Origin of the sequence: Obesumbacterium proteus (genome assembly GCF_001586165.1) — a bacterium.
Taxonomy (GTDB): domain Bacteria; phylum Pseudomonadota; class Gammaproteobacteria; order Enterobacterales; family Enterobacteriaceae; genus Hafnia; species Hafnia protea.
Genome location: NZ_CP014608.1, coordinates 4,222,387 through 4,244,792, shown reverse-complemented (window position 1 = coordinate 4,244,792; position 22,406 = coordinate 4,222,387). Strand labels below are relative to the sequence as shown.

Here is a 22,406-nt window from a genome sequence, read left to right as displayed (position 1 = left end):
TACGCATATGGCTAATATCGATTATCAACAAGTAGCAACAGGGAAAGATCCACGCGATATTGATGAATTTGAGCGCATCCGGGGTGAGATTAATAAAATGACCCATCCTCTACATCCTCCAGTGGATTGGAGTTTGGTACAACGGCTTGGGGTTGCTCTATTTACTAAGAACGGCGTTGATTTACAAAGCGTGGTTTATTACGCAATGGCTCGAACGCGTTTAAACGGATGGAATGGGTTTGCCGAAGGGTGTGAGCTCATGGCCGTTCTTATTGTGTCGCAGTGGGAGAGTTTCTGGCCAAATACCAATGCGATGAGAGCTCGTAATGAGATGCTTGATTGGTTTGCCGCCCGAGTGGGCGCGCTTGTACGGCAGCTCGTTCGGTCACCAGAAACGATGCAAGATGTATTTAGAGCAGAATATGCGCTGAAACGCGTGAGTGATAAATTGCAGCAACATAAAGAGATCAACGTTATGTTGATCAATAGCTTGCTCTATTTTTTACAAGAGTGCGTTAAAGAAAGTAAAGCGGCGGCGAGTACGTATTCCAATGAGCCCCCCATTGTATTGCCGCTGGTTTACCTACCTCAGCAAGAAGCCTCAACGAGCTCCTCTTTTTCTTCCTCAATACCGGCTACGGCAGATACTCAACAAGTCTTCACTTCAATTCATGCGATAAAAACCAAAAAGCGTTTTCCTTGGATCCCAGTGCTATCTGGCGTAGTGGCGGGGTGTGTATTAACGCTTGGGAGCGTATTGGTTTACCACATGTGGGAACCGGAAGCGCCGGTGGCGCATTTTTTAGCGGCTGCACAGCCAGAGCCTGAACTAATGCCAATTAATCAGGCTATGACATATAACGCTGAATTACAGCAACAAGAACAAAAGATCCTTCGCATTTACCAGCAAAAATTAATGGATATTGCTCAAGCGTCCCCGGTAAATGACTTACAGCGTGGGCAAGAAATAAGTCAATTACTACAAAAAGTCTACCCACAAAACAGCGTTTCTACTCAATGGCGACAGCAGTTAGAAAACTTATCGGCAGTAGCCAAAGATACGGGCTATGTCTCTACACAACAGGCAGTACAAGCTTTACTTAATGAGCTCTTAGAATCAGAGAAACTACACCGCGGTTATATGACGATCTCTAGCCTTAAAACAGGGCTATATAACATTCAGAGTCAATTAAGCGCCTCTCCACCGATTGCCTATTTGCTCATGCAAATAGAACAGCAAAATCAGCAAGGCATTAAGCCTTCTCCTGCCCAGTTGCATCAAATTGATGATCAACTGAAGGGGCTACAGGCGCGTTATTTATTATTACAAGCGGCAAAAGAAAGAGAGTTCCAAGAATAGAACTTTAAATCATGTCACATAGCATATTTATTAACGAGGACGAGTTAATGAAAAAGAATACATGGATAAAAATAAGTGCATTGAGTTTCGCTATTTTAGCTAGCGCTAGCCAAGCGGAGAGCGGCACAACGCCATCTGTGCAAGAACAAATGAATGGATTGGCTGACTTAATCGGTAGTGCCGCTTTTCTGCGCGACCACTGTGGCGTGGCAGATATACCCGCGAATAAATCCCTGAGCATGATCGCTATTGTTACCGCCATGGATATGGGCTGGGATAGCCGCGAATACTACCCGAACGGTGAATCTACGGGAATGTATAACGCCAAGCTCGATCAGATGGGACAAAAGGTTGAGCAGAGTATAACCGTGGACGGCGCTGATGTTTCCGGCACCTGCCAATCGCTGGCCGCTAACCAGCATATTGCGGCATTCGTCGCCTTGGCGAAAGCCAGAGGCTAGGGGGTAATATGTCTGATAACACCGGATTACAGTTCACTTTTACCACTCAATCATTACCTGAACACACATTTAACGTAGTGAGCTTTGCCCTTAACGAAGGGCTCTCTCAGGTTTATTCATTATCGGTTGAGCTGTCGAGCATATTGCAGGAAATCAGTTTTGGTCGTTTGCTAGATAATATCGCTGAGCTACAAATTTGGTACAACGGTGCGCTTCAGCGACGGATAAATGGGGTGATTAGTCGCTTTTCCCACAGCGATACGGGTAATGAGCGCTCGCGATATAGCGTCACATTACGGCCTGTTATCTGGACGCTGTCATTAGAGCATTCGTCGCGTATTTTTCAGCAACAAACACCACAACAGATTATTACTACACTATTGCGCAAGGCTAATGTCATACAGTTTAGTTTCCAGCTTCGATATGAACATCCAATGCGTGAATATTGCGTGCAGTATCGTGAATCAACGCTGGAATTTATTGAGAGATTAGCCGCTGAAGAAGGTATTTCTTGGTATTTTCGTTTTGAAAATAATAAGCAGGAAATTGTGTTTGTTGATGACTGTGCCTTTTTACCGATGGGAGAAACGCTTCCCTATAATTCACATCAGCGTGGGTTGAATGAGGGTGCAAGTATTCAGCGTTTTAGCTATGAAGAAAATGTGCGCGCTGCACAGGTATTGCTGAAAGACTATACCTTCAAAAATCCGGCGTGGGAAATGCTCTATCAAGAGCACTGCCGGGGGGATCATCAGCGAAGTGAAACGCTGCATTATGATTTTCCTGGTCGGTATAAAACGGATTTTAATGGCCAAGCCTACACGGGATATCGTCTAGATGCGCTGCGCCAAGACGCGATGCAAGCTCTGGGCCGCTCAGACAGTCCTGCTTTGATGGCGGGTCAGTGCATTGCCATGACGTCTCATCCGCATGAGTCATTCAATCAAAAGTGGCAAATTATTTCACTGCAAACTGAAGGGCAGCAGCCACAATCACAAAGAGAAGAGGCCGGTGTCTTGGGGACTTTTCTGGAAAGTCACTTAGTCATGATTCCCGATGGGCAAACTTGGCGACCTTTACCTAATGTGCGTCCGCGTGTTGACGGACCGCAGATGGCGGTGGTGGTTGGGCCTGAAAATGAAGAAATCTACTGTGATGAAGTCGGGCGAGTCAAAGTTCAGTTTCCTTGGGATCTTGAAGGCAAAGGCAACGAAACCAGCTCTTGCTGGATCCGTGTCGCCCAAGGTTGGGCCGGTAGTCGCTATGGTGCCATGGCGGTGCCACGTATTGGGCACGAGGTTATTGTTGATTTTCTTGAAGGTGACCCCGACCAGCCGATTATTACTGGTCGCACTTACCACGTTGTTAATGTTCCACCACACGCCCTGCCGATACATAAAACACGCACCGTGCTGCGCACCTCTACCCATAAAGGAGCGGGTTATAACGAGCTCTCATTTGAAGACGAGCAGGGGCAACAGCTTGTTTATCTGCATGCGCAAAAAGATCAGCAGACTGAAGTTAAAAACAACCAATACCTCGTAGTAGAGCAAGATCGTTCTAAAACCATCAAGCACGATCAGGTTGAGGAAATTGGTAACGACAAAACCAGCGATGTCACTCACGACCATATCGAACGCATCCATCACAATCAGATGATAAACGTGATGAATAATCAACAAATACAAATAGATAATCAGTATTTGTTTCATGTTCTTAATCAGCGTAAAGATAAGATGGGTGCTGATTTTTCCGAGGAGGTTGGGGGCGATCATCACCACACGGTAGCGGGAACCTATGAATTACTGGCCAATAAAAAGGTGCTGATCAACACCAATGATTTGGTGTTGCAAGGGGCAAAAAGCGTAGTACTGCAAGGCCCCGGCGGCAAGATTGTCATCGATAGCTCAGGTATTTCGCTATCGTCGAATTTGGTCAATATCAAGGCTGTTACGCGTATTACCAGCGGTGGGAGCAGTTCCATGTCGGCATTAAGCGCCACGGCGATGAACGGCGATCCACTTTCAGAAATTTGTCCAATTTGTTTACAGTCATTGTGATAGGGAGAAAACAATGGGCGTACCCGTTGCATTACTTGGTCATCAACATGTTTGTCCTATTCCATTTCATGTCGGTGGGCCAATCATACAAGGCGATCCTGCACTCACGGTTAACGGCATACCGGTTGCGTTGGTTGGTCACAAATGTGTCTGTGCTGTCGGAGGTCCCGACAGTATTGCCACTGGCAGTCCGTTACTGACGGTCAATGGGATTGCAGTGGCCGTTATGGGCTCATCAACAAAGCACGGTGGGGTGATCGTACAAGGCGATCCGTGTCTTATCATCGGCTAGGGACGGCATGATGGAAAAGAAACACTGGTATTTGAATGCTCAAGATCAAGAGAATCTACAGCGCGGACGCGAACAAACGCTGATATGGAATGCATTGCGTGCAGTGATGGCCATACAGGATCTTCCTCCCATATTGCTCGGAGAGGAAGGTGAACGGTGGTTAGAGAATACCATTACTTTGGCTCAGCATTACAAGGTGATGGATGCTTATCGGCTACCTATTTGGATTGAAATATCACATCGCGGCGGTGAATTATTTTGGCAACTTGATGATGTGCAAGAGGTGCTAAATAACGAGGACATTGATAGCGTTCGGCTAAATACGTTGCTGCAAATGGCGAGGTTAGAACAACGTAATACGGTTAAACAAACGTCAACCGTATTGGATGTGACTAACAGCACTATCTATCACTGGTGTGAGGCGAGATTACCGCTGTGGGCGATCATTGACGGCGCATTAGATGCTGCTCCTCAAGGCTTTGCTAGCGGTTTGGATGTGGCTCATTATTCGTTGTTCAATGCGACAGACCGTGCCTTGGAAAGCCACGGCCCGTGGTTAATCGCCGCATGGGCCAAACCACGCATGGTGCAATATCTGCTATCACGCCCAAATTACGCGTTCAATACGTTATGGCTGGTCGCAGACGGTGATGCCAACGACCTTGTTACCCATCTGCAAGGCCTGCTCTATGTCAAACAACACGATGACCAGAATAGTCGATTTCGCTTTCACGACCCACGCGTATTTTCTCATTGGCTTAATACACTTGATTCCTTCCGATTAGCGGACTTCTTTGGCCCAGTACAGCGCTGGATAAGCCCAGATCCTAATCCCTTATGGTCAGCTCAACGGCTCCATCGTTACAGCTTGATTGACGACGCACTGGAACATCAAACCTTAATGATGTACCCGCAAAGCAAGGAGGTAACGGCATGAGCGATCATGAATGTCGTGGCGAATGCCAGTGTAAGAAAGTGGTTATTCCGGTGATTTTTGTGCCGGATATTTTAGGAACGCGGTTGTATAACGTACAGGCAGGAGAGGTTGTCTGGGATCCGATGGCGGGAATGGGGAGTTATCACACCCCGCTGGGGACCGCCGCGATTGATTTAAGCGGGATGATTACCCAACAAACCGCGATGGCCAATGCCTCTCCTTTGGTTAAAAAACTACTGGCGCTGCAGGAAAAACTCACGCAGTTACACGGCGCGCTGATGGCGCTGTATCAGATGAGCAAGAAAATTGCTAAGGCACTCGGCCTTAATAGCCTCAGCAAGCGACTTGAGGGAGCCAGTACCGATGCGGTGAGCGACACCAAAGAAACCACCACCAAGCTCAAAGCCCAACTTGCAGAGATAAAAACCAAGATTGCCCATATTGAAAAAGAGATCACCCATGTGTTCGAGGCGATGGGTAAGGCTGAGGATATCTTGCGCATTGGGCGTAACGTGTGGGGGGCAATCTCAGTATTGGAATGGATGTTTCGTGATGCGAGTAAGCGCCGGGAAATTCTGGTGGGAACGCAGGTTGGCCGTGATGATAGCCTGCTTGAAATCAGCCAAGATGCAACCAAAGGCAGCGCAGATACCCTCTATTTCAGCACCATGACCTCGGTGCGCGTGCAGGATATTGACCAGCGATTTAAGCAGGGATGGGGGGAAGTGTGCTGGCATCAATACGGTGAATTTTTGATGACGCTGCAGCGCCATTTGGATGCGCGTTTTAATATCAAAGACGTTAGCGTTGCAGGGCAGAATTTGCCGGGTGATATTCCGCAACCAGTGATGCCAACGGGAAAAGCGCTTAAAGACTTGTTGGCAGCCATTGAAGCGCTGTTTGATTTCGGCGATAAACCGGCAGCCAAACCTGCCGCGGCGACCGCGCCTAAAACGGTCACCTCCGTGTCAACGCCAGCCCCAGCCCCTCCAGCAGAGCCTACGAGCAACGCAAGCAAACAATCCCCCCTGCCTTGGGGAGCGGATGCTAACTTTGCCAAGGTGATGGGAGGCTACGCGTTTCCTTTACACGTGGTGGGTTTTAACTGGATGCAGGGCTGTGCCGACGGTGCTCAGCGGCTCACGACCCGTATTGCACAGATTATGGCGATGTACAAAACCTCAGATGACGGCGGTGACGGTACGTGGATGACCAAAAAGCCAGTTGAAAAGGTACTGATTGTTTCGCACGGAGCGGGTGGGCAAGTGGTGCGAGCGATGCTGGCAGATTTATCACCGGAGACGTCAGCAACCTCTTCATCAAACACAGGTAACAGCGGCAGTGGAGATAGTTCATCGACCAACGATGATTATATGGAGGGGGTGGATCCCAAGAAAGATGCCGCAGTATCGAGTGCGAAAAATAGTGCTGGAGGCGGGGGCTTTGCTGGAATTTTAAAGGCGATACCTTCTTTTGATAAATCTCAGTTACTTAAAGCAGTGCATGTTGGTCTGCCGATAAACGGTATGCCAGATATTTATTGCTGGTTTCGTGTGGGCATGCAAACGCCGGTATCGGTGGACTGGAGCAAGCCCGATCAGGCGGCGAAAGACAAGACTTTAGCCTATATCAGTAATCAGGTACTGGGTGCTAACTCAGCAGAAATCACCATGGTACTGAGCTATAGCCAAAGTGCGCTGGAAGTGTTGCCTAATAATAGCTATGAGAAAGGATGGATTTGCTATCAGCCTCCGTCCATTTCGTTGGTGGAAGGGGAAAAAGCGCCCGCTCCGGTGGCGATGGCTGTAGGGGAAGATGTATATGTTGAATATAAAAGCGATAATCATTGGTATAAAGCGATTAATGAAAATTTTCTGTGTAAGGACAAAAAGTCGCAACAAAGCAACTTATCTTTTGTACATAACTACTTAGCCAAATCCTCATCCTTTCATTCAAGTTTGGGCTCAAGTGGTTTAGATAAAACTCAGCAATTGAGCGGTAAGAACAGTAAGCCAATGTCGCGAGATAAAGCGATTTGGCAGGCACAGAGCGTGACTCCACCGGGAACACCGGATAGCTGGCAAAAATTTGGTCAACGCGTGGCTAACGCCAGTGGCCTGCTCAACGGCATTGACTCTGTGTTAGGTACGCAACTGTTTAGCTCATTGGCGGATAGCGGGCAGGGCAAGCTGTATCTTACCGGAGCAACGGCGAGTTTAACCGTGTTGCCAACCGAGTTTGTATTGCAAAAAGGCAGTAGCGTCGGTGACGGCGAGCTGCCGCTGTCGGCGGCGAAAGGGGCTACGGAAGTCGAATGCAGTGAATATCACGACAGTCTGTATCAAGACGAGAAAATCCGTGCAGCGGTATATAAGGAGCTGCAAACCGCCAGTTGGGCCTATAACGCAGAAATTAGCGCGCCTAAAAAATAAAAGGAATTAGTTATGCGGCATTTATCGTGGTTATTACTTGGCACTTTGGTGTTATCGGCAACCGGCTGTGGGCCACACTCTCTTCGTAAGGATACTGCTATGAGTACTCAACTTCCCACGCAAAAACACTGCTTTGGTCGTTATGAAATTGAATTACCCAATTTTATGCATATGAATAGCGGGGCTTATTCATTTGATAATTTTGATATAGAAATTGTAACAGCAGTTAAATCTGAACGTACAGCGATTGAAAAAGATTGGGTAAGTTTTATTAACGGAAAAATTGCAACAGATATTTCTAATTGGGCCGGAAGTAAACTTATCTACCAGAATATGAAGTCCTCTCCACGAGTAATATTGGAGTATATGGATACATCCAAAGATCCATCTATATCACTTGGTTCTATTTATATGTTTAAATCCTACTACTTGAAGCCTTTTCCTGAAAGGAAAGAATGGATACTTGCAACGGGTAGTTCGATAGAAATACCACGTCCACAGCCTTCAGATAAACTCGATGCAGAAGTCAAACGCAGGATGGATGTACAAATGCGTGATGTGGCTAAAATTGCCTACCATGTTTATCCACACTATGAGCAAGGCTACTGCCTTAATAATGAGTACCAATATTACCCTGGACGCCTTGAGATGCGAGATAGTTATGGTATTACGTGGCGTGGCATTACAGGTGGGAAATATACCTCGAGCCGTATTACTATTGATGTTCAAAGTCTTAATAAAGATGAACAATCAGTGTTAGAAGACCGCACTTCTAAAGGCAAGTTACTTAGAACCTTCTTCCCGAGCACCACGGTGGTGGTGGGCGGGATTAAAGGGGGACTCTATACCAGCCATGACAAACTTAACCCAACTGCTCGTGAGTTCCAGTGGTTACCTAGCGGTACCGAGCTGGGTAATCGCCTCAAGCCGCTGATTATGATCGACGGCAGAATTGATACTCGCGATCTACCTGCGGAATACCGCGACAAAATCAGCGGCGAGGAGCTGATCCTGTGGATATTAGAAAGTATCAAAATGCGGATAGGGGGTGATGAAGATATTCTGTCTCATCGATAAATAGCCTGTTTTAAGCTAACGCCATTCTTTATATGCATGGCGTTAGCGACTCAAACGTATATTTTCCCTTAATAGCTATATGACTAATGTATTTGTCGTGTTGTAAATATAAAATTGTATCGAGCAGTCTCCTTATGAAATCTTTGCAAACCGCCAGTTGGCCCTATAACGCAGAAATTAGCGCGCCTAAAAAATAAAAGGAATTAGCGATGCGGCATTTATCGTGGTTATTACTTAGCACTTTGGTGTTATCAACAGCCGGGTGTGGAGCACACTCTCTTCGTAAGGATACTGCTATGAGAACTCAACTTCCCACACAGAAACACTGCTTTGGGCGTTATGAAATTGAACTACCCAATTTTATGTATATGAATAGCGGAGCATATTTGTTTGAAAATTTTAGAGTGGAGATTGTAAGAGCAGTTAGAACTGACTATCCAGCTATAGAGAACGATTGGGTTAGTTATATAAAAGACAAGGTTGCAACTGACAGTTCCAATTGGCCTGGGAGCACGCTTGTTCATCAAAATATGAAATCTACTCCACGAGTGTTGCTGGAATATATGGATACATCTAAAGATCCATCTATATCACTGGGCTCTATTTATATGTTTAATCCATACTATTTGAAGTCCTTCCCTGAAAGAAAAACATGGATGCTTGTAACGGGGAACTCTATAGAACTAGCACGCCCACAGCCTTCAGAGAAACTCGATACTGAAGTCAAACGCCGGATGGATGCACAAATGCGTGATGTGGCGAAAATTGCTTATCATGCCTATCCACATTATGAGAAAGGCTATTGTCTTGACAACGAGTATCAATATTATCCGGGGCGCCTTGAGAAGCAGGATAGTTATGGCATCACATGGCGTGGAACAACAGGACATGCTGATACAGCGAGCCGTATTACTATTGATGTCCAAAGCCTTAATAAAGATGAGCAATCAGTGCTAGAAGACCGCACTTCCAAAGGTAAGCTACTCAGAACCTTCTTCCCGAGCACCACGGTAGTTGTTGGTGGGATTAAAGGGGAACTCTATACCAGCCACGATAAACTCAATCCGACAGGGCGTGAATTTCAATGGCTGCCTAGCGGCACCGAACTGGGTAATCGTCTCAAGCCGCTGATTATGATTGACGGTGAAATTGATACTCGTGATTTACCTCCTGAATACCGCGACAAAATCAGCGGCGAGGAGCTGATCCTGTGGATATTAGAAAGTATCAAAATGCGGGTAGGGGGTGATGAAGATATTCTGTCTCAACGGTAATGACGAGCTAAGTCAAAAAACGAGTAAAAATAAATGCCGTGTGATTAAGCGTATGGCATTTATTTTGCTTTAAATAAAGGCTTCATTTTTTATGAAGCCTTTATGTTTGTTACGTGGATACAACCGCAGCAATGATAGCAGCGCTGTAGAGTCTGTGTTTGCCACATAACCCACTAAACTCTAATCTTTAACGGTGAACATTACTATGAGCGGTTACAATGAGGTCTTAGCAAGAAACACACAAAATGCACCAAGCGAAATCGGACTCTATTCACAAACTGTCGCATTTTCTCATTATAATAATTTTTCAGTTCAGCTACCTATTGATCCAAAATCAGGTGAATTAGTCGCTGGTGGTATAAATGAGCAGGCCAAGCAGTGCTTTAACAATATTAAAGCAGTTGTAGAGAGCATCAAACATGTGATGAGTGATGTTGTTCGCATCACGATATTCGTTACAAATATCAAAGATGCTGACGCTGTAAGTGTAATTTATAAATCATTCTTCCCAACCTATGTACCCGCGCTAACGGTTGTGGCCGTTGATGCTTTGCCTATGGGAGCGCTAGTGCAAATTGAAGCGCTACTCTCAAACGGTGAAGGAACAATTCCGAATGCCCAACAAGCGGGCGATCTAATAAAGCTTATAAATAACACTGTAAATGCGCCTGCTTGCTCCCTGTCCTCACAAACGGTCGCTTTTTCTCATTATAATAATCTTTCAGCTCAACTACCTATTAATCCGATAACCGGCAGAGTCGTAGAAGGGGGGATAAAAGAGCAAACTAAGCAGTGTTTAAAAAATATTAAGGCCATTGTCGACAGTATCGATGTGCCCTTTGATGACATTGTGAAGATAAGTGTTTTTCTAACCAACCTTGCGGATCTTGAAGCCGTCAACGAGGTTTACGCCACATTTTTCCCTGATTCGGCGATTGCCCGAACCATCGGTTATGTTCCTGCACGGACACTGATTATTGCATCAGGCTTACCTATGGGGGCTTTGGTACAAATAGAAGCCGTGGTGTCACACGGTGACGGTACACCGCCGCAGGCCGTTGAAGACAGACATGGGCTCATTATAGAACCCCACAATACAGATAATGCGCCAAAATGTTCTCTATCTACACAGACTGTCGCTTTTTCTCATTACAATCATTTGTCAGCTCAGCTACCTATCGAACCTAAATCCGGTAAATTGGTGGCTGGTGGGATAAAAGAACAGGCTGAGCAGTGCCTTAAAAATATTAAGGCAATTATAGAGAGCATCGAACACAGCATGGGAGATGTGGTTAAAGTTAATATCGCCCTTAAAAATATCGCAGATATTTCCGCAGTAGACCGCGTTTACGCAACATTCTTCCCTGGCGGTATTCCTGCACGAAGAATTATTGGCGTGTCTGCTTTGCCTAAAGATGCGCTAATCCAGATAGAGGTTGTGGTAGCCAATGAGGAAGGAACCCCACCGAAGGCATAATACCTTTCCTCATCCGAATAGATGGCTTTAATTAAGTGGTTCGGAATGCAGTCTCTTAATACCTTATTTCAATGAAGCCTCGCTCTGTAAAGGGCGAGCGCATGCTGTATTCAAAAGACAAAACTCTTAGGTCATGTAATTCCATCTATTGGTGGAAGGATGTTTTTTATCTCCGTTATAGAAAAAACGTAGCGCACGGATTTTGTGGCTGATTAATCTGCTTATTTGGCCTTTCCCAATTGAAATAACCAGAATGGAAGCTTTTTTCTAGTTTATGAAAGGTGCGATTTATATCTGCTTACATTCGTTTTGATGGTTGGAAACAAATTTCTCAGAGAGACAGATAGCATGGAGATAGAAAAAGATGCACTTCTCTTTTTCTTTTAAGGAACATCTCTTTTAACTTAGCTCGGTTTATTTATAAGGATATTGCAATGCCTACTCCATGTTATATCGCCATCCAAGGTAAAACTCAGGGAAATATTACGTCTGGCGCATTCACTTCTGATTCTGTGGGTAATATTTACGTTCAGGGCCATGAAGACCAAATGCTGGTGCAGGAATTTGAACACATTGTGACTGTGCCAACCGATCCGCAATCAGGTCAGCCTTCTGGTCAGCGTGTTCATAAGCCGTTTCGTTTTACCGTTGCATTGAACAAAGCTGTGCCTTTGTTATATAACGCATTAGCTTCAGGTGAAATGTTGCCGAAAGTTGAGCTGAAATGGTATCGCACCTCCATTGAGGGGAAACAAGAGCACTTCTTCTCAACCATTCTGGATGATGCCACTATCGTTGATATTGATTGCCATATGCCACATTGCCAAGATGCCGTAAAAGCGGAATTCACTCAGCTAGTTAAAGTGTCTTTGGCATACCGTAAAATTACTTGGGAACATACCGTTTCCGGTACTTCTGGTGCCGATGACTGGCGTGCGCCAAGCGAGTCTTAATATTGGCTTAGCTTGTGTGGTAAGCATAAAAAATCAAAGCTACCGAAAGGTAGCTTTGTTATTGGTAACTTTGTTATTTAGGAAGAGATTTAGTCTTGTAACCAGCGCGAGATCTGGTTAACGATGCCTGCTGAATCTAGCTCGATTTCATGCAAGGCTTCAGCCTGAGTTCCCTGTGGGATAAATTTATCCGGTAAGCCAAGGTTAAGCACAGGAACGAGCTTACGTTTCGCCATCAGCAGTTCATTCACGCCGCTGCCAGCACCGCCCATAATAGCGTTTTCTTCTAGCGTCACCAGTACGTCGTGCGTGGCGGCCAGTTCCAATACCAATGCTTCATCGAGTGGCTTAACAAAGCGCATGTCAGCAACGGTGGCATTTAACTGTTCGGCGGCGACTAAGGCATCTGGCATCAGCGTGCCGAAGTTTAGTATGGCGATCTTCTCGCCTTGACGACGAACAATGCCTTTGCCAATCGGCAGACAGGCTAAAGGCTCTAACGTAGCGCCGGTACCTGAGCCACGTGGGTAGCGTACTGCCGTTGGGCCATCCTGATATTGATGTCCGGTATGCAGCATTTGGCGGCATTCGTTTTCATCACTTGGCGTCATGATGACCATGTTAGGGATGCAGCGCAGGAATGAGATATCAAAGGCGCCCTGATGCGTTTGCCCGTCGGCACCTACGATGCCGCTGCGATCGATAGCAAACATCACCGGCAGTTTTTGCAGCGCCACGTCGTGAATGACTTGGTCATAGGCACGCTGCAGGAACGTGGAATAAATGGCAACAACCGGTTTATAGCCACCAATGGCTAAGCCAGCGGCGAATGTCACGGCGTGCTGTTCGGCAATAGCAACGTCAAAGTATTGCTGCGGGTATTCTTTGGAGAATCGCACCATGCCAGAACCTTCGCGCATGGCTGGTGTGACTGCCATCAATTTGCTGTCATCAAGCGCCGTTTCACACAGCCAATCGCCAAATATTTTGGAATAAGTGGGTAAACCACCGGCGTTTTTGGGCAAGGTTCCGCTGGCTGGATCGAATTTAGGTACCGCGTGCCAACTGATCGGATCCTTTTCGGCAGGGGCATAGCCTTTGCCTTTTTTGGTCATAATATGCAGCAGCTGTGGGCCTTTTAAATCACGCATATTTTTTAGCGTGGCGGCCAAGCCTTGCACATCATGCCCATCAACGGGGCCAATGTAGTTGAAACCGAGCTCTTCGAATAAGGTTCCAGGAACAACCATGCCTTTAAGGTGTTCTTCGGTACGTTTTACCAGCTCTTTGATTGGCGGTAAGCCTGAGAGCACCTTTTTCCCGCCTTCACGCAGGCTGGAATAGAGTTTGCCGGAAAGCAATTGGGCTAGATGATTATTCAACGCGCCCACGTTCTCGGAGATCGACATTTCGTTATCATTCAGAATAACGAGCATGTCCGCTTTGATATCACCTGCGTGGTTCATGGCTTCAAAAGCCATACCCGCCGTGATGGCACCATCACCAATCACACAAACCGTGCGACGATTTTTGCCTTCACGCTCGGCGGCAACGGCCATCCCCAATCCAGCACTGATGGATGTCGAAGAGTGGCCCACGCTGAGCACGTCGTACTCACTTTCATCGCGCCATGGGAACGGATGCAAACCGCCTTTTTGGCGGATGGTTGCAATGCGATCGCGGCGCCCGGTCAGGATCTTATGCGGATACGCCTGATGGCCGACATCCCAAATCAGTGAATCAAATGGGGTGTTATAGATATAGTGCAGCGCGACCGTGAGTTCTACGGTTCCTAGCCCTGAGGCAAAGTGTCCGCTAGAGCGGCTAACGCTATTGAGCAGATACTGACGGAGTTCGTCGCACAGCTTTGGCAGGCTTTCTTTCGGCAGTAGGCGAAGATCGTTAGGGTCTTCAACCAGTGCGAGTGTCGGGTATTTGGCTATATCAAAACTCATTAGCGGCTCATGTCTGAATTACATTTTTCAATATATACCCGGCATACTTCGAGCTGCAGATGCGTTGTCTAAGGTGTTGGCCTGACTGCAACTCGGATTACTTAGGGTATAGACTCCAACCCATCGGCGTTTTAATGTGCACGAAGGGCGGTTTCTATTTTTATTGGTTTAATTATCGCGCTCAATGATGAAACTGGCTAAGGATTTTAATGCCAGAGTATCAATGCTGTGGTGTTGCTCAAGCTCTTCAAGAACATGTATTGCATCTTTGTACAGATCGAGCGCTTTATTTTGGGCCTGTTCGAGGCCGAGCAATGCAGGGTAAGTACTTTTCTCTAATTCTTGATCTGAACCCTGAGGTTTACCCGTTTTAGCGCTGTCGCCGATAACATCTAAAATGTCGTCTTGTACTTGGAATGCAAGCCCGATGGCGTGAGCATAGCGATCTAACAGCGGCAGCGCGGCGCGTCCGGCTTCACCCGCGGCCAAAGCCCCCATTCGAATCGCGCAGCGGATTAATGCACCCGTTTTGTGACTGTGAATTTGCTCAAGCGCCTGCAAATCAACGCGTTTGCCTTCGGCTTCCAAATCTAACGCTTGGCCACCACACATGCCTGCCACGCCGCTGGCCTGCGCCAGTTCGCTAAGCATCGCCAATCTATCGGTCACGGCAACCGCAGGCATCGGGCTATCGGCCAAAATGGAGAATGCCAGCGTTTGCAGCGCATCGCCGGCTAAAATCGCGTGGGCTTCACCAAATTTAATATGGCTGGTGGGCTGGCCGCGACGAAGATTATCGTCGTCCATCGCGGGCAAATCGTCATGCATCAGCGAATAGGCGTGAATGCATTCAACGGCCGCAGCTGGAGCGTCCAGATTATCTAACGAAAGGCCAAACATTTCGCCGGTGGCATACACCAAGAAAGGGCGCAGCCGTTTGCCGCCGAGCAGCGCGCCATAGCGCATTGCAGCAACCAGCTGTCCATCAGAAAAGGGCAGTGGGTCAATATAGTGTATTAACGCGGCATCGGCGCGTTGATGATAGGTTTTGAGTAACTGTTCAAAAACAACCATGTTTTATTCTTGATCCGCGTTAAAAGGGGATAAAGGGGCGTCCTTATCGTCATTGAGTAGGATCTGTACGCGCTGTTCAGCCTGTTGCAGCGTCTGTTGGCCAAGACGAGCAAGTTGAACGCCACGTTCGAACTCATTGAGCGCGTCTTCTAATGGCAGTTCGCCAGATTCTAAATGAGTCACAATCTGTTCTAGTTCGCTCAGAGCTTGTTCAAAGCTAGGCGCGGCGGGTGCTTTTTTTGCCATAGTCGTCTTATCTTCGCTGTTCTGTAATGGTGTTCTGCAATAAATAGCGGTTCTGCGATGGAGTGACAGAATTTTTTGCCACGTTACCGGAGTCTGTAGGACTTGGCAAATTACGGATTTTAAACTCGTGAGATGAGGTTCAGTGCGCCAGTGAGCAAGTTAGTGCTATACTGCGCGCCTTGTACATTGCGTCCTCAATTTCTAAGCATGCAGTGTAAGCCCTTTTAACGTAAATCACGACGAAATAGCCACTGCCATCATGAAGTTTATCATTAAATTATTCCCAGAAATTACTATCAAAAGCCAATCAGTGCGTTTGCGCTTTATTAAGATCCTGTCCGGGAACATTCGCAACGTTCTGAAAAAACAAATTGATGAAGTGGCTATTGTACGCCATTGGGATCATATCGAAGTTCGCGCTAAAGATGAAAGCCGCACCGAGCAGGTTCGTGACGCTTTAACGCGAATCCCTGGGATCCATCACATTTTAGAAGTTGATGACTGCCCTTACACCGATATGCACAACATCTTTGAGCAAACGCTCGAAATGTACCGTGACAAGCTGGAAGGCAAAACCTTCTGCGTGCGTGTTAAACGTCGTGGTAAGCATGATTTTACGTCGATTGAAGTTGAACGTTACGTCGGCGGCGGTCTGAATCAGCATATTGAAAGTGCGAAGGTTAAACTGTCCCATCCTCAGGTGACCGTTCATCTGGAAATTGAAGACGACCGCCTGCTGCTGATTAAAGGCCGCTACGAAGGCTTAGGTGGCTACCCAATCGGTACGCAGGAAGACGTGCTGTCGCTGATTTCCGGCGGTTTCGATTCCGGTGTTTCCAGCTATATGCTGATGCGCCGTGGTTGCCGCGTACATTACTGTTTCTTCAATCTGGGCGGTTCCGCGCACGAAATTGGCGTCAAACAAGTCGCTCATTACCTGTGGAATCGCTTTGGTAGCTCTCATCGCGTGCGCTTTGTTGCCATCGATTTTGCCCCGGTGGTGGGTGAGATTTTGGAGAAAGTCGATGATGGCCAGATGGGCGTTATCCTCAAGCGCATGATGATGCGCGCGGCGTCGAAAGTGGCAGAACGTTATGGCGTTCAGGCTTTGGTCACCGGTGAAGCACTGGGCCAAGTTTCAAGCCAAACGCTGACCAATTTGCGTTTGATTGACGGCGTGACAGACACGCTGATCCTGCGCCCACTGATTTCGCACGATAAAGAACATATCATTGATATGGCACGTGAAATTGGGACTGAAGATTTTGCGAAAACCATGCCTGAATTCTGCGGCGTGATTTCAAAAAGCCCAACCGTAAAAGCCGTGAAGTCTAAGATTGAAGCCGAAGAAGAAAACTTCGATTTCGACATTCTTGAGCGTGTGGTGGCCGAAGCGCAAAACATGGATATCCGTGAAATTGCCCAGCAAACCAGCGAGCAGGTTATTGAAGTTGAAATCGTTGATGCATTAAGCGGTGACGAAGTAGTTCTAGATATCCGTTCTAACGACGAACAAGAAGACAAACCGCTGAAGATTGAAGGGCTAGAAGTGAAAAGCCTGCCATTCTACAAACTGGCGACCCAGTTTGGCGATCTCGATCAAAACCGCAACTATGTGTTGTACTGCGATCGTGGCGTGATGAGCCGTTTGCAGGCGTTGTATCTGAAAGAGCAAGGGTTTAACAACGTTAAGGTGTATCGCCCGTAATCTGCTAGCTTGCTTGCCATTTTGAACTCGGGCAGTGCTCGCAATCCTCACGTACTGAATGTACGCTCCGGTTGCTGTGCGCTGGCCGAGCTCAAACTGACTTCGCCGCTAACGCAGATTATACGCTTGGCAAGATGTCTGGATTACCACTCCTGATAGTCATAGATCCCCGATGCGGGAATTAACTGGGCTGCCACTTCGGCGGCTTTTTCTTTGCCTAAAAGTACGTCGATAATTTTTAGTGCAAAGTCGATACTGGTTCCCGGCCCTTGACTGGTTAACAGGTTAACGCGTTCATCGAAGTAAGCGCGTTTGTCGATCCACTGATTTTCGGGAATCTGGTCTTTTAGCGTTGGGAAACAGGTGATATTCCCAATTGGGAATAGTTTGTGGTGAGCCAATACTAATGCCGGAGCTGCGCAGATTGCGGCGACCAGTTTTCCTTCAAGGTGCATTTGGCGTACTTTCTCAACGACTAATTCACTGTCTCGAAAACACTCGGCACCTTCCATTCCACCGGGTAAAACAATCACGTCATAAGACTCATCGGCAACCTGAACCAGCGGTTTATCCGCTAACAGCTTTACGCCGCGTGAACAGGTTATCACTAATTCGCCATCGCTGGCCGCACTTGCCGTTGTGACTTTAATGCCCGCGCGAACAAGCAAATCAATGGTCGTTACTGCTTCGGTTTCTTCGCTACCAGGAGCCAGACACACCAGAGCCGATGCGCTCATAGGTTTGTTCCTTTCGTTTAATGGTTTCAAAAATATGGGCATTCTCAGTGACGCTAAGTCCATGCTTGCGCGCCGCCCTGAGCAGATAGCCAGTGATGTAATCAATTTCAGTATGGCGCTGTGCCTGCACGTCTTGGTACATAGAAGAGTAATTATCGGCGGTCATGCACATCACGTTGGTTACGTAATGCAGCAAGCTTTCGGGGGATGTTCGATATCCTTCAGCTTCCATCACCTCAGAGATTTCTCGAACGATGGCTTCTACGTGCGGCATGTATTTTTGCAGATCGCCGTTGCGGCAGTTATAGATAACTGACAATGGATTAATGACGCAGTTAACGGCTAATTTTTTCCAGATAGCGGGCATGATATTGTCATGCCAAGCCACATCAGGAAGTGCCTGATGCAAGACTTCAGCAATGTTGCTTTGCCCAATAGCCGCTGAGTTCGTTGGGCCGATATGTGTCGTGCCCGCGGCAATGTGGATAATCGTATTGCCATCACGGCGCGCCGCGTGGGTGGTTACCCCTTGAAACAGGGGCTGTTCAATCAGGTTTGGAAACTCATCCTGACTGCCCATCCCATTATGTAGCAGGATAATTCGGCAGTGAGGCGGAATTTTCGCCAGCAGTGGAACCAGACCGTTATAAACCTGCCACGCTTTTAGCGTCACTAATAAGATTTGGCTTTCCGCTAAATGTAGAGGATCGTTCGCCGCTAGGTTTTTATTGTATGACTGTCCGTTAAGTTGGATGATGTTCACTGGACAATAGGGCTGAGGTACGCGTAACCAGCCTTGAACATCGTGCCCAGCTTGTTCTAATGCCGATAACCATAGCTGCCCTAGCGCCCCGCAACCAAGAACTGTTATTTTCATTTGGCCTCCTTCCCGATACATCAGGCGATTTGCGCGCAAAGCAGAAATATTCAATCTAATCAGTATAAACTTTTATGACGCAGATCGCAGTGAGAAGCATCGGTTATGGTGTAAGGACTGTGGCTGGTCTTGCATCGCCGGAGGAAGCCGCTATTATGCTCGGCATTCAACCGAGAGGAGATTTAACATGCCTTCATTCGATATCGTTTCTGAAATTGATATTCAAGAAGTTCGTAACGCCGTAGAGAACGCTTCACGTGAGCTAGGAACTCGTTGGGATTTTCGCAACGTTGAAGCCAGCTTTGAGCTGAATGAGAAAAATGAAAGTATCAAAATCTCCAGCGTCTCTGATTTCCAAGTTAACCAGCTCGTGGATATTATGCGCGAAAAACTGGCGAAACGTGGCATCGATGGTGCTGCATTAGAGATCCCTGAGCAGATCGAACACAGCGGTAAAACGTACAGCATTGAAGCCACGCTGAAAAAAGGTATTGATAGCGCGATGGCGAAAAAAGTCATTAAGCTGATTAAAGACAGCAAGCTGAAAGTGCAGGCGCAGGTTCAGGGTGAACAAGTGCGTGTAACGGGTAAATCACGTGATGATTTGCAGGGCGTGATGGCGCTTATTCGCGGTGCCGAATTGGGACAACCATTCCAGTTTAATAACTTCCGCGATTAACAAATTGTTTTAGGCGTAAGGTTTGTAGAATCGCGTAAGGTTTCGGACGCCAATTAGCATTTGGGTTTCCATGAAAATGCTGGTTCAGGCGTCCGACGAAAGGTTGCTGGCGCGCAACCTCTCGACTCTCGCGCTTTTTACCGAGTTGTTTGTCCGACCGGTCTCGGAGCGCACGTCCTGTGCGCCCTCAACCTGCCACCAGCATCCTTGCTGGCGGCTCTATCATGTATCTCATCCAACAAGAAAAACAAAAGCATCAGATAAACAGGCCTAAATCTAATGCTGTCCCGCTACAAACAGCTCAATATCGCCACGGTTGGTGATTTTAGAATCAATCTTCACATAAGCCGTTTTCTCTTCAGGAATAAGTACCACATCAGCCACGCCGTGTAGCTGTTTAAGCGCCAGTTCTAATTCTGGTGTCGCAGGGATTGTGTCTGGAATGACGATGCGCAAACTGCTGACGTAAGGAGGCTCTTTCATCGTCATGCTGACCGCAAGCCAGATCACGGCCAATACTGCGCATCCGGTAAACACGGTTGCAGCGCCGTTATGTGAATACAAGAATCCGCCTAAGCTCCCGCCGATGGCCACGCCGAGAAATTGGCTGGTGGAATAAATTCCCATCGCTGTGCCTTTATAGCCCGCAGGCGACTCTTTGCTGATCAGCGAAGGCAATAACGCTTCCATCACGTTGAAGGCAATAAAGAAGACTTGGACGCCAAAGATGATGCCCCACAGGTGTAAATCGGCGTACCAAAGGATCACCTCAGCGGCGAGCATTAAAATAACGCATACCTGAAACACCTGCTTCATACGGCGTTGTTTTTCAGCATAGATGATGAAAGGGATAACGCAGACAAACGCGATCAGCATGGTAACCAAATAGACTTTCCACTGGTTATCTCGTGCTAGACCGGCTTCTTCCATCAGCGGTGGCAGTGCCACAAAGCTCGACATCAGTAAGATATGTACGCACATAATGCCGAAGTTAAGCTTGAGCAACCGGCTGTTTGCCAGCACTTTGCTAAAGCTTCCCTTCACCATGCTGGATTCACGGTTCAATACGTGATGGCGTGGCGTTGGGATGCAAAATAGCGTGATGATAACGCCACCTAATGCTAACAGCGCGATCATCCAGAAAAGACCAGAGAGGCCAACGGCATGGGTAATAATCGGGCCTGCGACCATTGCAATGGCAAAAGTGACGCCAAAGCTGACGCCGATAAATGCCATCGCCTTAGTGCGATTTTGCTCACGGGTTAAATCGGATAATAGCGCCATAACAGCGGCGGCAATTGCCCCCGAGCCTTGTAATGCACGGCCAAGGATCACGCCCCATATTGAGTCTGTCATGGCCGCAATAGCGCTGCCGAGAGCAAATATCAGTAGCCCACCGACGATGAGCGGCTTACGTCCAATTCTGTCAGAAAATAGGCCAAATGGGATTTGGAAGACGGCCTGTGTTAAGCCATAAATCCCAATCGCAATCCCGATCAACGTTTCGGAAGCGCCCGCCAAAGACATGCCATAGGTGGTGAGCACCGGCAAAACCATAAACATCCCAAGCATACGCAATGAGAATACGGTTCCTAGACCCCAGGTGGCTTTCCGTTCCTCTGGTGTCATCTGAAAATCATTCATTACAACCTCAGTTTCTTTTAGTGCGGGAACAACCCAGCGTTTCCACTGCGTTGGAATTATTCTTGTTATTGGTGCTTTCTAATGAGCACTGCTCTGGTGGCAGTTGGTGGAAAGCATTCCCGAGGAATAGTCTCTATATTGCAATTACAGCCGAGCTAGATTACTTGACCTGACCCGTTTTGAACAGACTCAGCGCGAAGTGGGGGAGGGGAAAAAAGAAAGCCGGATGAGATATCCGGCTTTTCACGATTAATCATTAAGGCTCAATGATCAACGCAGCATCGTTAGCAGGCTTTCTGTTGCCGGAGACTGGAAGTCAACCGACATCATGACGCTCAAGCAGGTGATGGTCACGATGGAGAACACAAACAGTTTGCGTGCCCATACGCGATCGTCCACCGCTTTCTTATAGCCAGAAAGCGCCATGCCTAGCCACCACACGCTTACTGCCGCCGCCACAACCAGATATTTATAACCCGCATACCCGCCGAGAGACAGCATCAGCGTAGCAACCATAAACGCCACGATATACAGCGTGATGTGGTTTTTAGCTACCGAAATCCCTTTCACCACCGGCAATACGGGAATATTGGCGGCTTGATAATCCTTGAAACGGAAGATGGCAATCGCATAGGAGTGCGGCATCTGCCACAGGCTGAAAATAGCCAGTAGGATTAGCGCGCCAGCGTCGAATTCGTTGCTGACGGCGCAGTAGCCAATAACCGGTGGAGCTGCGCCAGACAGGCTGCCAATCAGCGTGCCGTATACGGAATGACGCTTCATATACAGGCTGTACACGCCAACGTAGACGATGAAGCCAATCACTGCCAACAGCGCGGCTAACGGATTAGCCGCAACATATAACAGTGCAACACCGGCAAGGCCCAACAGCGTAGCGTAGGTCAGTGTCACTTTAGGCGCGATTAACCCTTTCACCAAAACGCGGTTTTTGGTTCGCTCCATAATCTTATCTATGTCTCGGTCAATGTAGTTATTAAATACACAGCCCGAGGCGACAACCAGCGACACGCCTACCATGGTCGCGATGAACAGGGGAACATCTAAGCTCCCCTTCGAGGCCAGGAAGAATCCACCGATAACCGAAATCAGGTTACCGAAGATAATGCCCGGTTTTGTTACTTGCAGGTATTGCTTCATCATCA

At 47.5% G+C, this 22,406-nt stretch carries 19 protein-coding genes; 12 read left to right on the top strand and 7 right to left on the bottom strand.

The genetic code is table 11. The features are described 5' to 3' along the window. Positions 1-7: 7 nt before the first annotated feature. The 10 genes from DSM2777_RS19760 to DSM2777_RS19715 all read left to right on the top strand — a co-directional run bounded on the left by DSM2777_RS19760 (position 8) and on the right by DSM2777_RS19715 (position 12,323). Positions 8-1,360 (top strand): VasL domain-containing protein, encoded by a 1,353-nt coding sequence (locus tag DSM2777_RS19760; RefSeq protein WP_061554953.1) that lies wholly within the window; start codon positions 8-10, stop codon positions 1,358-1,360. 47 nt (positions 1,361-1,407) lie between these two features. Continuing rightward, the gene (locus DSM2777_RS19755; protein WP_061555445.1) at positions 1,408-1,821 is read left to right on the top strand and encodes a molecular chaperone; all 414 of its coding nucleotides are present in this window, start codon (positions 1,408-1,410) and stop codon (positions 1,819-1,821) included. An 8-nt stretch (positions 1,822-1,829) separates the two neighbouring features. Further along, positions 1,830-3,881, top strand: a complete 2,052-nt coding sequence (locus tag DSM2777_RS19750; RefSeq protein ID WP_061554952.1) for a type VI secretion system Vgr family protein — start codon at positions 1,830-1,832, stop codon at positions 3,879-3,881. A 13-nt stretch (positions 3,882-3,894) separates the two neighbouring features. After that, entirely contained in the window at positions 3,895-4,173 is a 279-nt protein-coding gene (locus DSM2777_RS19745; RefSeq protein WP_061554951.1) for a PAAR domain-containing protein, read from the top strand. Between the two features lie 7 nt (positions 4,174-4,180). After that, a complete protein-coding gene (locus tag DSM2777_RS19740; protein ID WP_061554950.1) occupies positions 4,181-5,110 on the top strand; it encodes a DUF4123 domain-containing protein in 930 nt (309 codons plus the stop codon). Then, entirely contained in the window at positions 5,107-7,542 is a 2,436-nt protein-coding gene (locus DSM2777_RS19735; RefSeq protein WP_061554949.1) for an AAA family ATPase, read from the top strand. The genes DSM2777_RS19740 and DSM2777_RS19735 overlap by 4 nt, the downstream gene beginning before the upstream one ends. A 99-nt stretch (positions 7,543-7,641) precedes the next feature. After that, positions 7,642-8,619 carry a hypothetical protein gene (locus DSM2777_RS19730; RefSeq protein WP_237087792.1) on the top strand — a complete coding sequence of 326 codons (978 nt, stop codon included), beginning with the start codon at positions 7,642-7,644 and terminating at the stop codon, positions 8,617-8,619. Positions 8,620-8,915: 296 nt separating this feature from the next. Next, a complete protein-coding gene (locus DSM2777_RS19725; RefSeq protein ID WP_237087791.1) occupies positions 8,916-9,893 on the top strand; it encodes a hypothetical protein in 978 nt (325 codons plus the stop codon). Between the two features lie 205 nt (positions 9,894-10,098). Next, a complete protein-coding gene (locus DSM2777_RS19720; protein WP_061554946.1) occupies positions 10,099-11,370 on the top strand; it encodes a RidA family protein in 1,272 nt (423 codons plus the stop codon). Positions 11,371-11,804: 434 nt separating this feature from the next. Next, positions 11,805-12,323, top strand: a complete 519-nt coding sequence (locus tag DSM2777_RS19715; protein WP_004096682.1) for an Hcp family type VI secretion system effector — start codon at positions 11,805-11,807, stop codon at positions 12,321-12,323. Between the two features lie 89 nt (positions 12,324-12,412). Here DSM2777_RS19715 and dxs read toward each other — a convergent pair whose 3' ends face one another. The 3 genes from dxs to xseB form a co-directional block, all read right to left on the bottom strand. After that, complete coding sequence (gene dxs / locus DSM2777_RS19710; protein WP_061554945.1) at positions 12,413-14,278, bottom strand: 1-deoxy-D-xylulose-5-phosphate synthase; 1,866 nt, start codon at positions 14,276-14,278, stop codon at positions 12,413-12,415. 168 nt (positions 14,279-14,446) lie between these two features. Continuing rightward, positions 14,447-15,352, bottom strand: a complete 906-nt coding sequence (ispA, locus tag DSM2777_RS19705; RefSeq protein ID WP_061554944.1) for a (2E,6E)-farnesyl diphosphate synthase — start codon at positions 15,350-15,352, stop codon at positions 14,447-14,449. A gap of 3 nt (positions 15,353-15,355) precedes the next feature. Continuing rightward, a complete protein-coding gene (gene xseB / locus DSM2777_RS19700) occupies positions 15,356-15,598 on the bottom strand; it encodes an exodeoxyribonuclease VII small subunit (RefSeq protein WP_025800016.1) in 243 nt (80 codons plus the stop codon). Between the two features lie 259 nt (positions 15,599-15,857). Between xseB and thiI the strand changes: the two genes are divergently transcribed. Then, positions 15,858-17,306 (top strand): tRNA uracil 4-sulfurtransferase ThiI, encoded by a 1,449-nt coding sequence (gene thiI / locus DSM2777_RS19695; protein WP_061554943.1) that lies wholly within the window; start codon positions 15,858-15,860, stop codon positions 17,304-17,306. Positions 17,307-17,449: 143 nt separating this feature from the next. Here the strand turns inward: thiI and yajL are convergent, their stop codons facing one another. Beyond that, a complete protein-coding gene (gene yajL, locus DSM2777_RS19690) occupies positions 17,450-18,043 on the bottom strand; it encodes a protein deglycase YajL (RefSeq protein ID WP_046450105.1) in 594 nt (197 codons plus the stop codon). Further along, on the bottom strand, positions 18,006-18,920 hold the full coding sequence (gene panE, locus DSM2777_RS19685) for a 2-dehydropantoate 2-reductase (RefSeq protein WP_061554942.1): 915 nt from the start codon (positions 18,918-18,920) through the stop codon (positions 18,006-18,008). Before panE ends, yajL begins: the two co-directional genes overlap by 38 nt. 187 nt (positions 18,921-19,107) lie before the next feature. On the opposite strand from panE, the gene DSM2777_RS19680 reads away from it, so the two are divergent. Next, entirely contained in the window at positions 19,108-19,599 is a 492-nt protein-coding gene (locus DSM2777_RS19680) for a YajQ family cyclic di-GMP-binding protein (RefSeq protein WP_061554941.1), read from the top strand. A 276-nt stretch (positions 19,600-19,875) separates the two neighbouring features. On the opposite strand, the gene DSM2777_RS19675 is transcribed toward DSM2777_RS19680, so the two are convergent. Beyond that, positions 19,876-21,243, bottom strand: coding sequence for an MFS transporter (locus DSM2777_RS19675; protein WP_061554940.1), 1,368 nt, complete (start codon positions 21,241-21,243; stop codon positions 19,876-19,878). A gap of 270 nt (positions 21,244-21,513) precedes the next feature. Continuing rightward, positions 21,514-22,404: a heme o synthase gene (gene cyoE, locus DSM2777_RS19670; RefSeq protein ID WP_025800005.1), complete on the bottom strand. Its 891-nt coding sequence runs from the start codon at positions 22,402-22,404 to the stop codon at positions 21,514-21,516. Positions 22,405-22,406: the final 2 nt, after the last annotated feature.

Excerpts from the sequence above, each read along its gene's own strand:
- DSM2777_RS19760 (WP_061554953.1), top strand. The coding sequence starts at position 8 with ATGGCTAATATCGATTATCAACAAGTAGCAACAGGGAAAGATCCACGC.
- thiI (WP_061554943.1), top strand. The coding sequence starts at position 15,858 with ATGAAGTTTATCATTAAATTATTCCCAGAAATTACTATCAAAAGCCAA.
- DSM2777_RS19740 (WP_061554950.1), top strand. The coding sequence starts at position 4,181 with ATGATGGAAAAGAAACACTGGTATTTGAATGCTCAAGATCAAGAGAAT.
- DSM2777_RS19725 (WP_237087791.1), top strand. The coding sequence starts at position 8,916 with ATGAGAACTCAACTTCCCACACAGAAACACTGCTTTGGGCGTTATGAA.
- DSM2777_RS19755 (WP_061555445.1), top strand. The coding sequence starts at position 1,408 with ATGAAAAAGAATACATGGATAAAAATAAGTGCATTGAGTTTCGCTATT.
- DSM2777_RS19675 (WP_061554940.1), bottom strand. The coding sequence starts at position 21,243 with ATGAATGATTTTCAGATGACACCAGAGGAACGGAAAGCCACCTGGGGT.
- cyoE (WP_025800005.1), bottom strand. The coding sequence starts at position 22,404 with ATGATGAAGCAATACCTGCAAGTAACAAAACCGGGCATTATCTTCGGT.
- xseB (WP_025800016.1), bottom strand. The coding sequence starts at position 15,598 with ATGGCAAAAAAAGCACCCGCCGCGCCTAGCTTTGAACAAGCTCTGAGC.
- DSM2777_RS19730 (WP_237087792.1), top strand. The coding sequence starts at position 7,642 with ATGAGTACTCAACTTCCCACGCAAAAACACTGCTTTGGTCGTTATGAA.
- yajL (WP_046450105.1), bottom strand. The coding sequence starts at position 18,043 with ATGAGCGCATCGGCTCTGGTGTGTCTGGCTCCTGGTAGCGAAGAAACC.
- DSM2777_RS19750 (WP_061554952.1), top strand. The coding sequence starts at position 1,830 with ATGTCTGATAACACCGGATTACAGTTCACTTTTACCACTCAATCATTA.
- dxs (WP_061554945.1), bottom strand. The coding sequence starts at position 14,278 with ATGAGTTTTGATATAGCCAAATACCCGACACTCGCACTGGTTGAAGAC.
- DSM2777_RS19720 (WP_061554946.1), top strand. The coding sequence starts at position 10,099 with ATGAGCGGTTACAATGAGGTCTTAGCAAGAAACACACAAAATGCACCA.
- panE (WP_061554942.1), bottom strand. The coding sequence starts at position 18,920 with ATGAAAATAACAGTTCTTGGTTGCGGGGCGCTAGGGCAGCTATGGTTA.
- DSM2777_RS19735 (WP_061554949.1), top strand. The coding sequence starts at position 5,107 with ATGAGCGATCATGAATGTCGTGGCGAATGCCAGTGTAAGAAAGTGGTT.
- DSM2777_RS19680 (WP_061554941.1), top strand. The coding sequence starts at position 19,108 with ATGCCTTCATTCGATATCGTTTCTGAAATTGATATTCAAGAAGTTCGT.
- DSM2777_RS19745 (WP_061554951.1), top strand. The coding sequence starts at position 3,895 with ATGGGCGTACCCGTTGCATTACTTGGTCATCAACATGTTTGTCCTATT.
- ispA (WP_061554944.1), bottom strand. The coding sequence starts at position 15,352 with ATGGTTGTTTTTGAACAGTTACTCAAAACCTATCATCAACGCGCCGAT.
- DSM2777_RS19715 (WP_004096682.1), top strand. The coding sequence starts at position 11,805 with ATGCCTACTCCATGTTATATCGCCATCCAAGGTAAAACTCAGGGAAAT.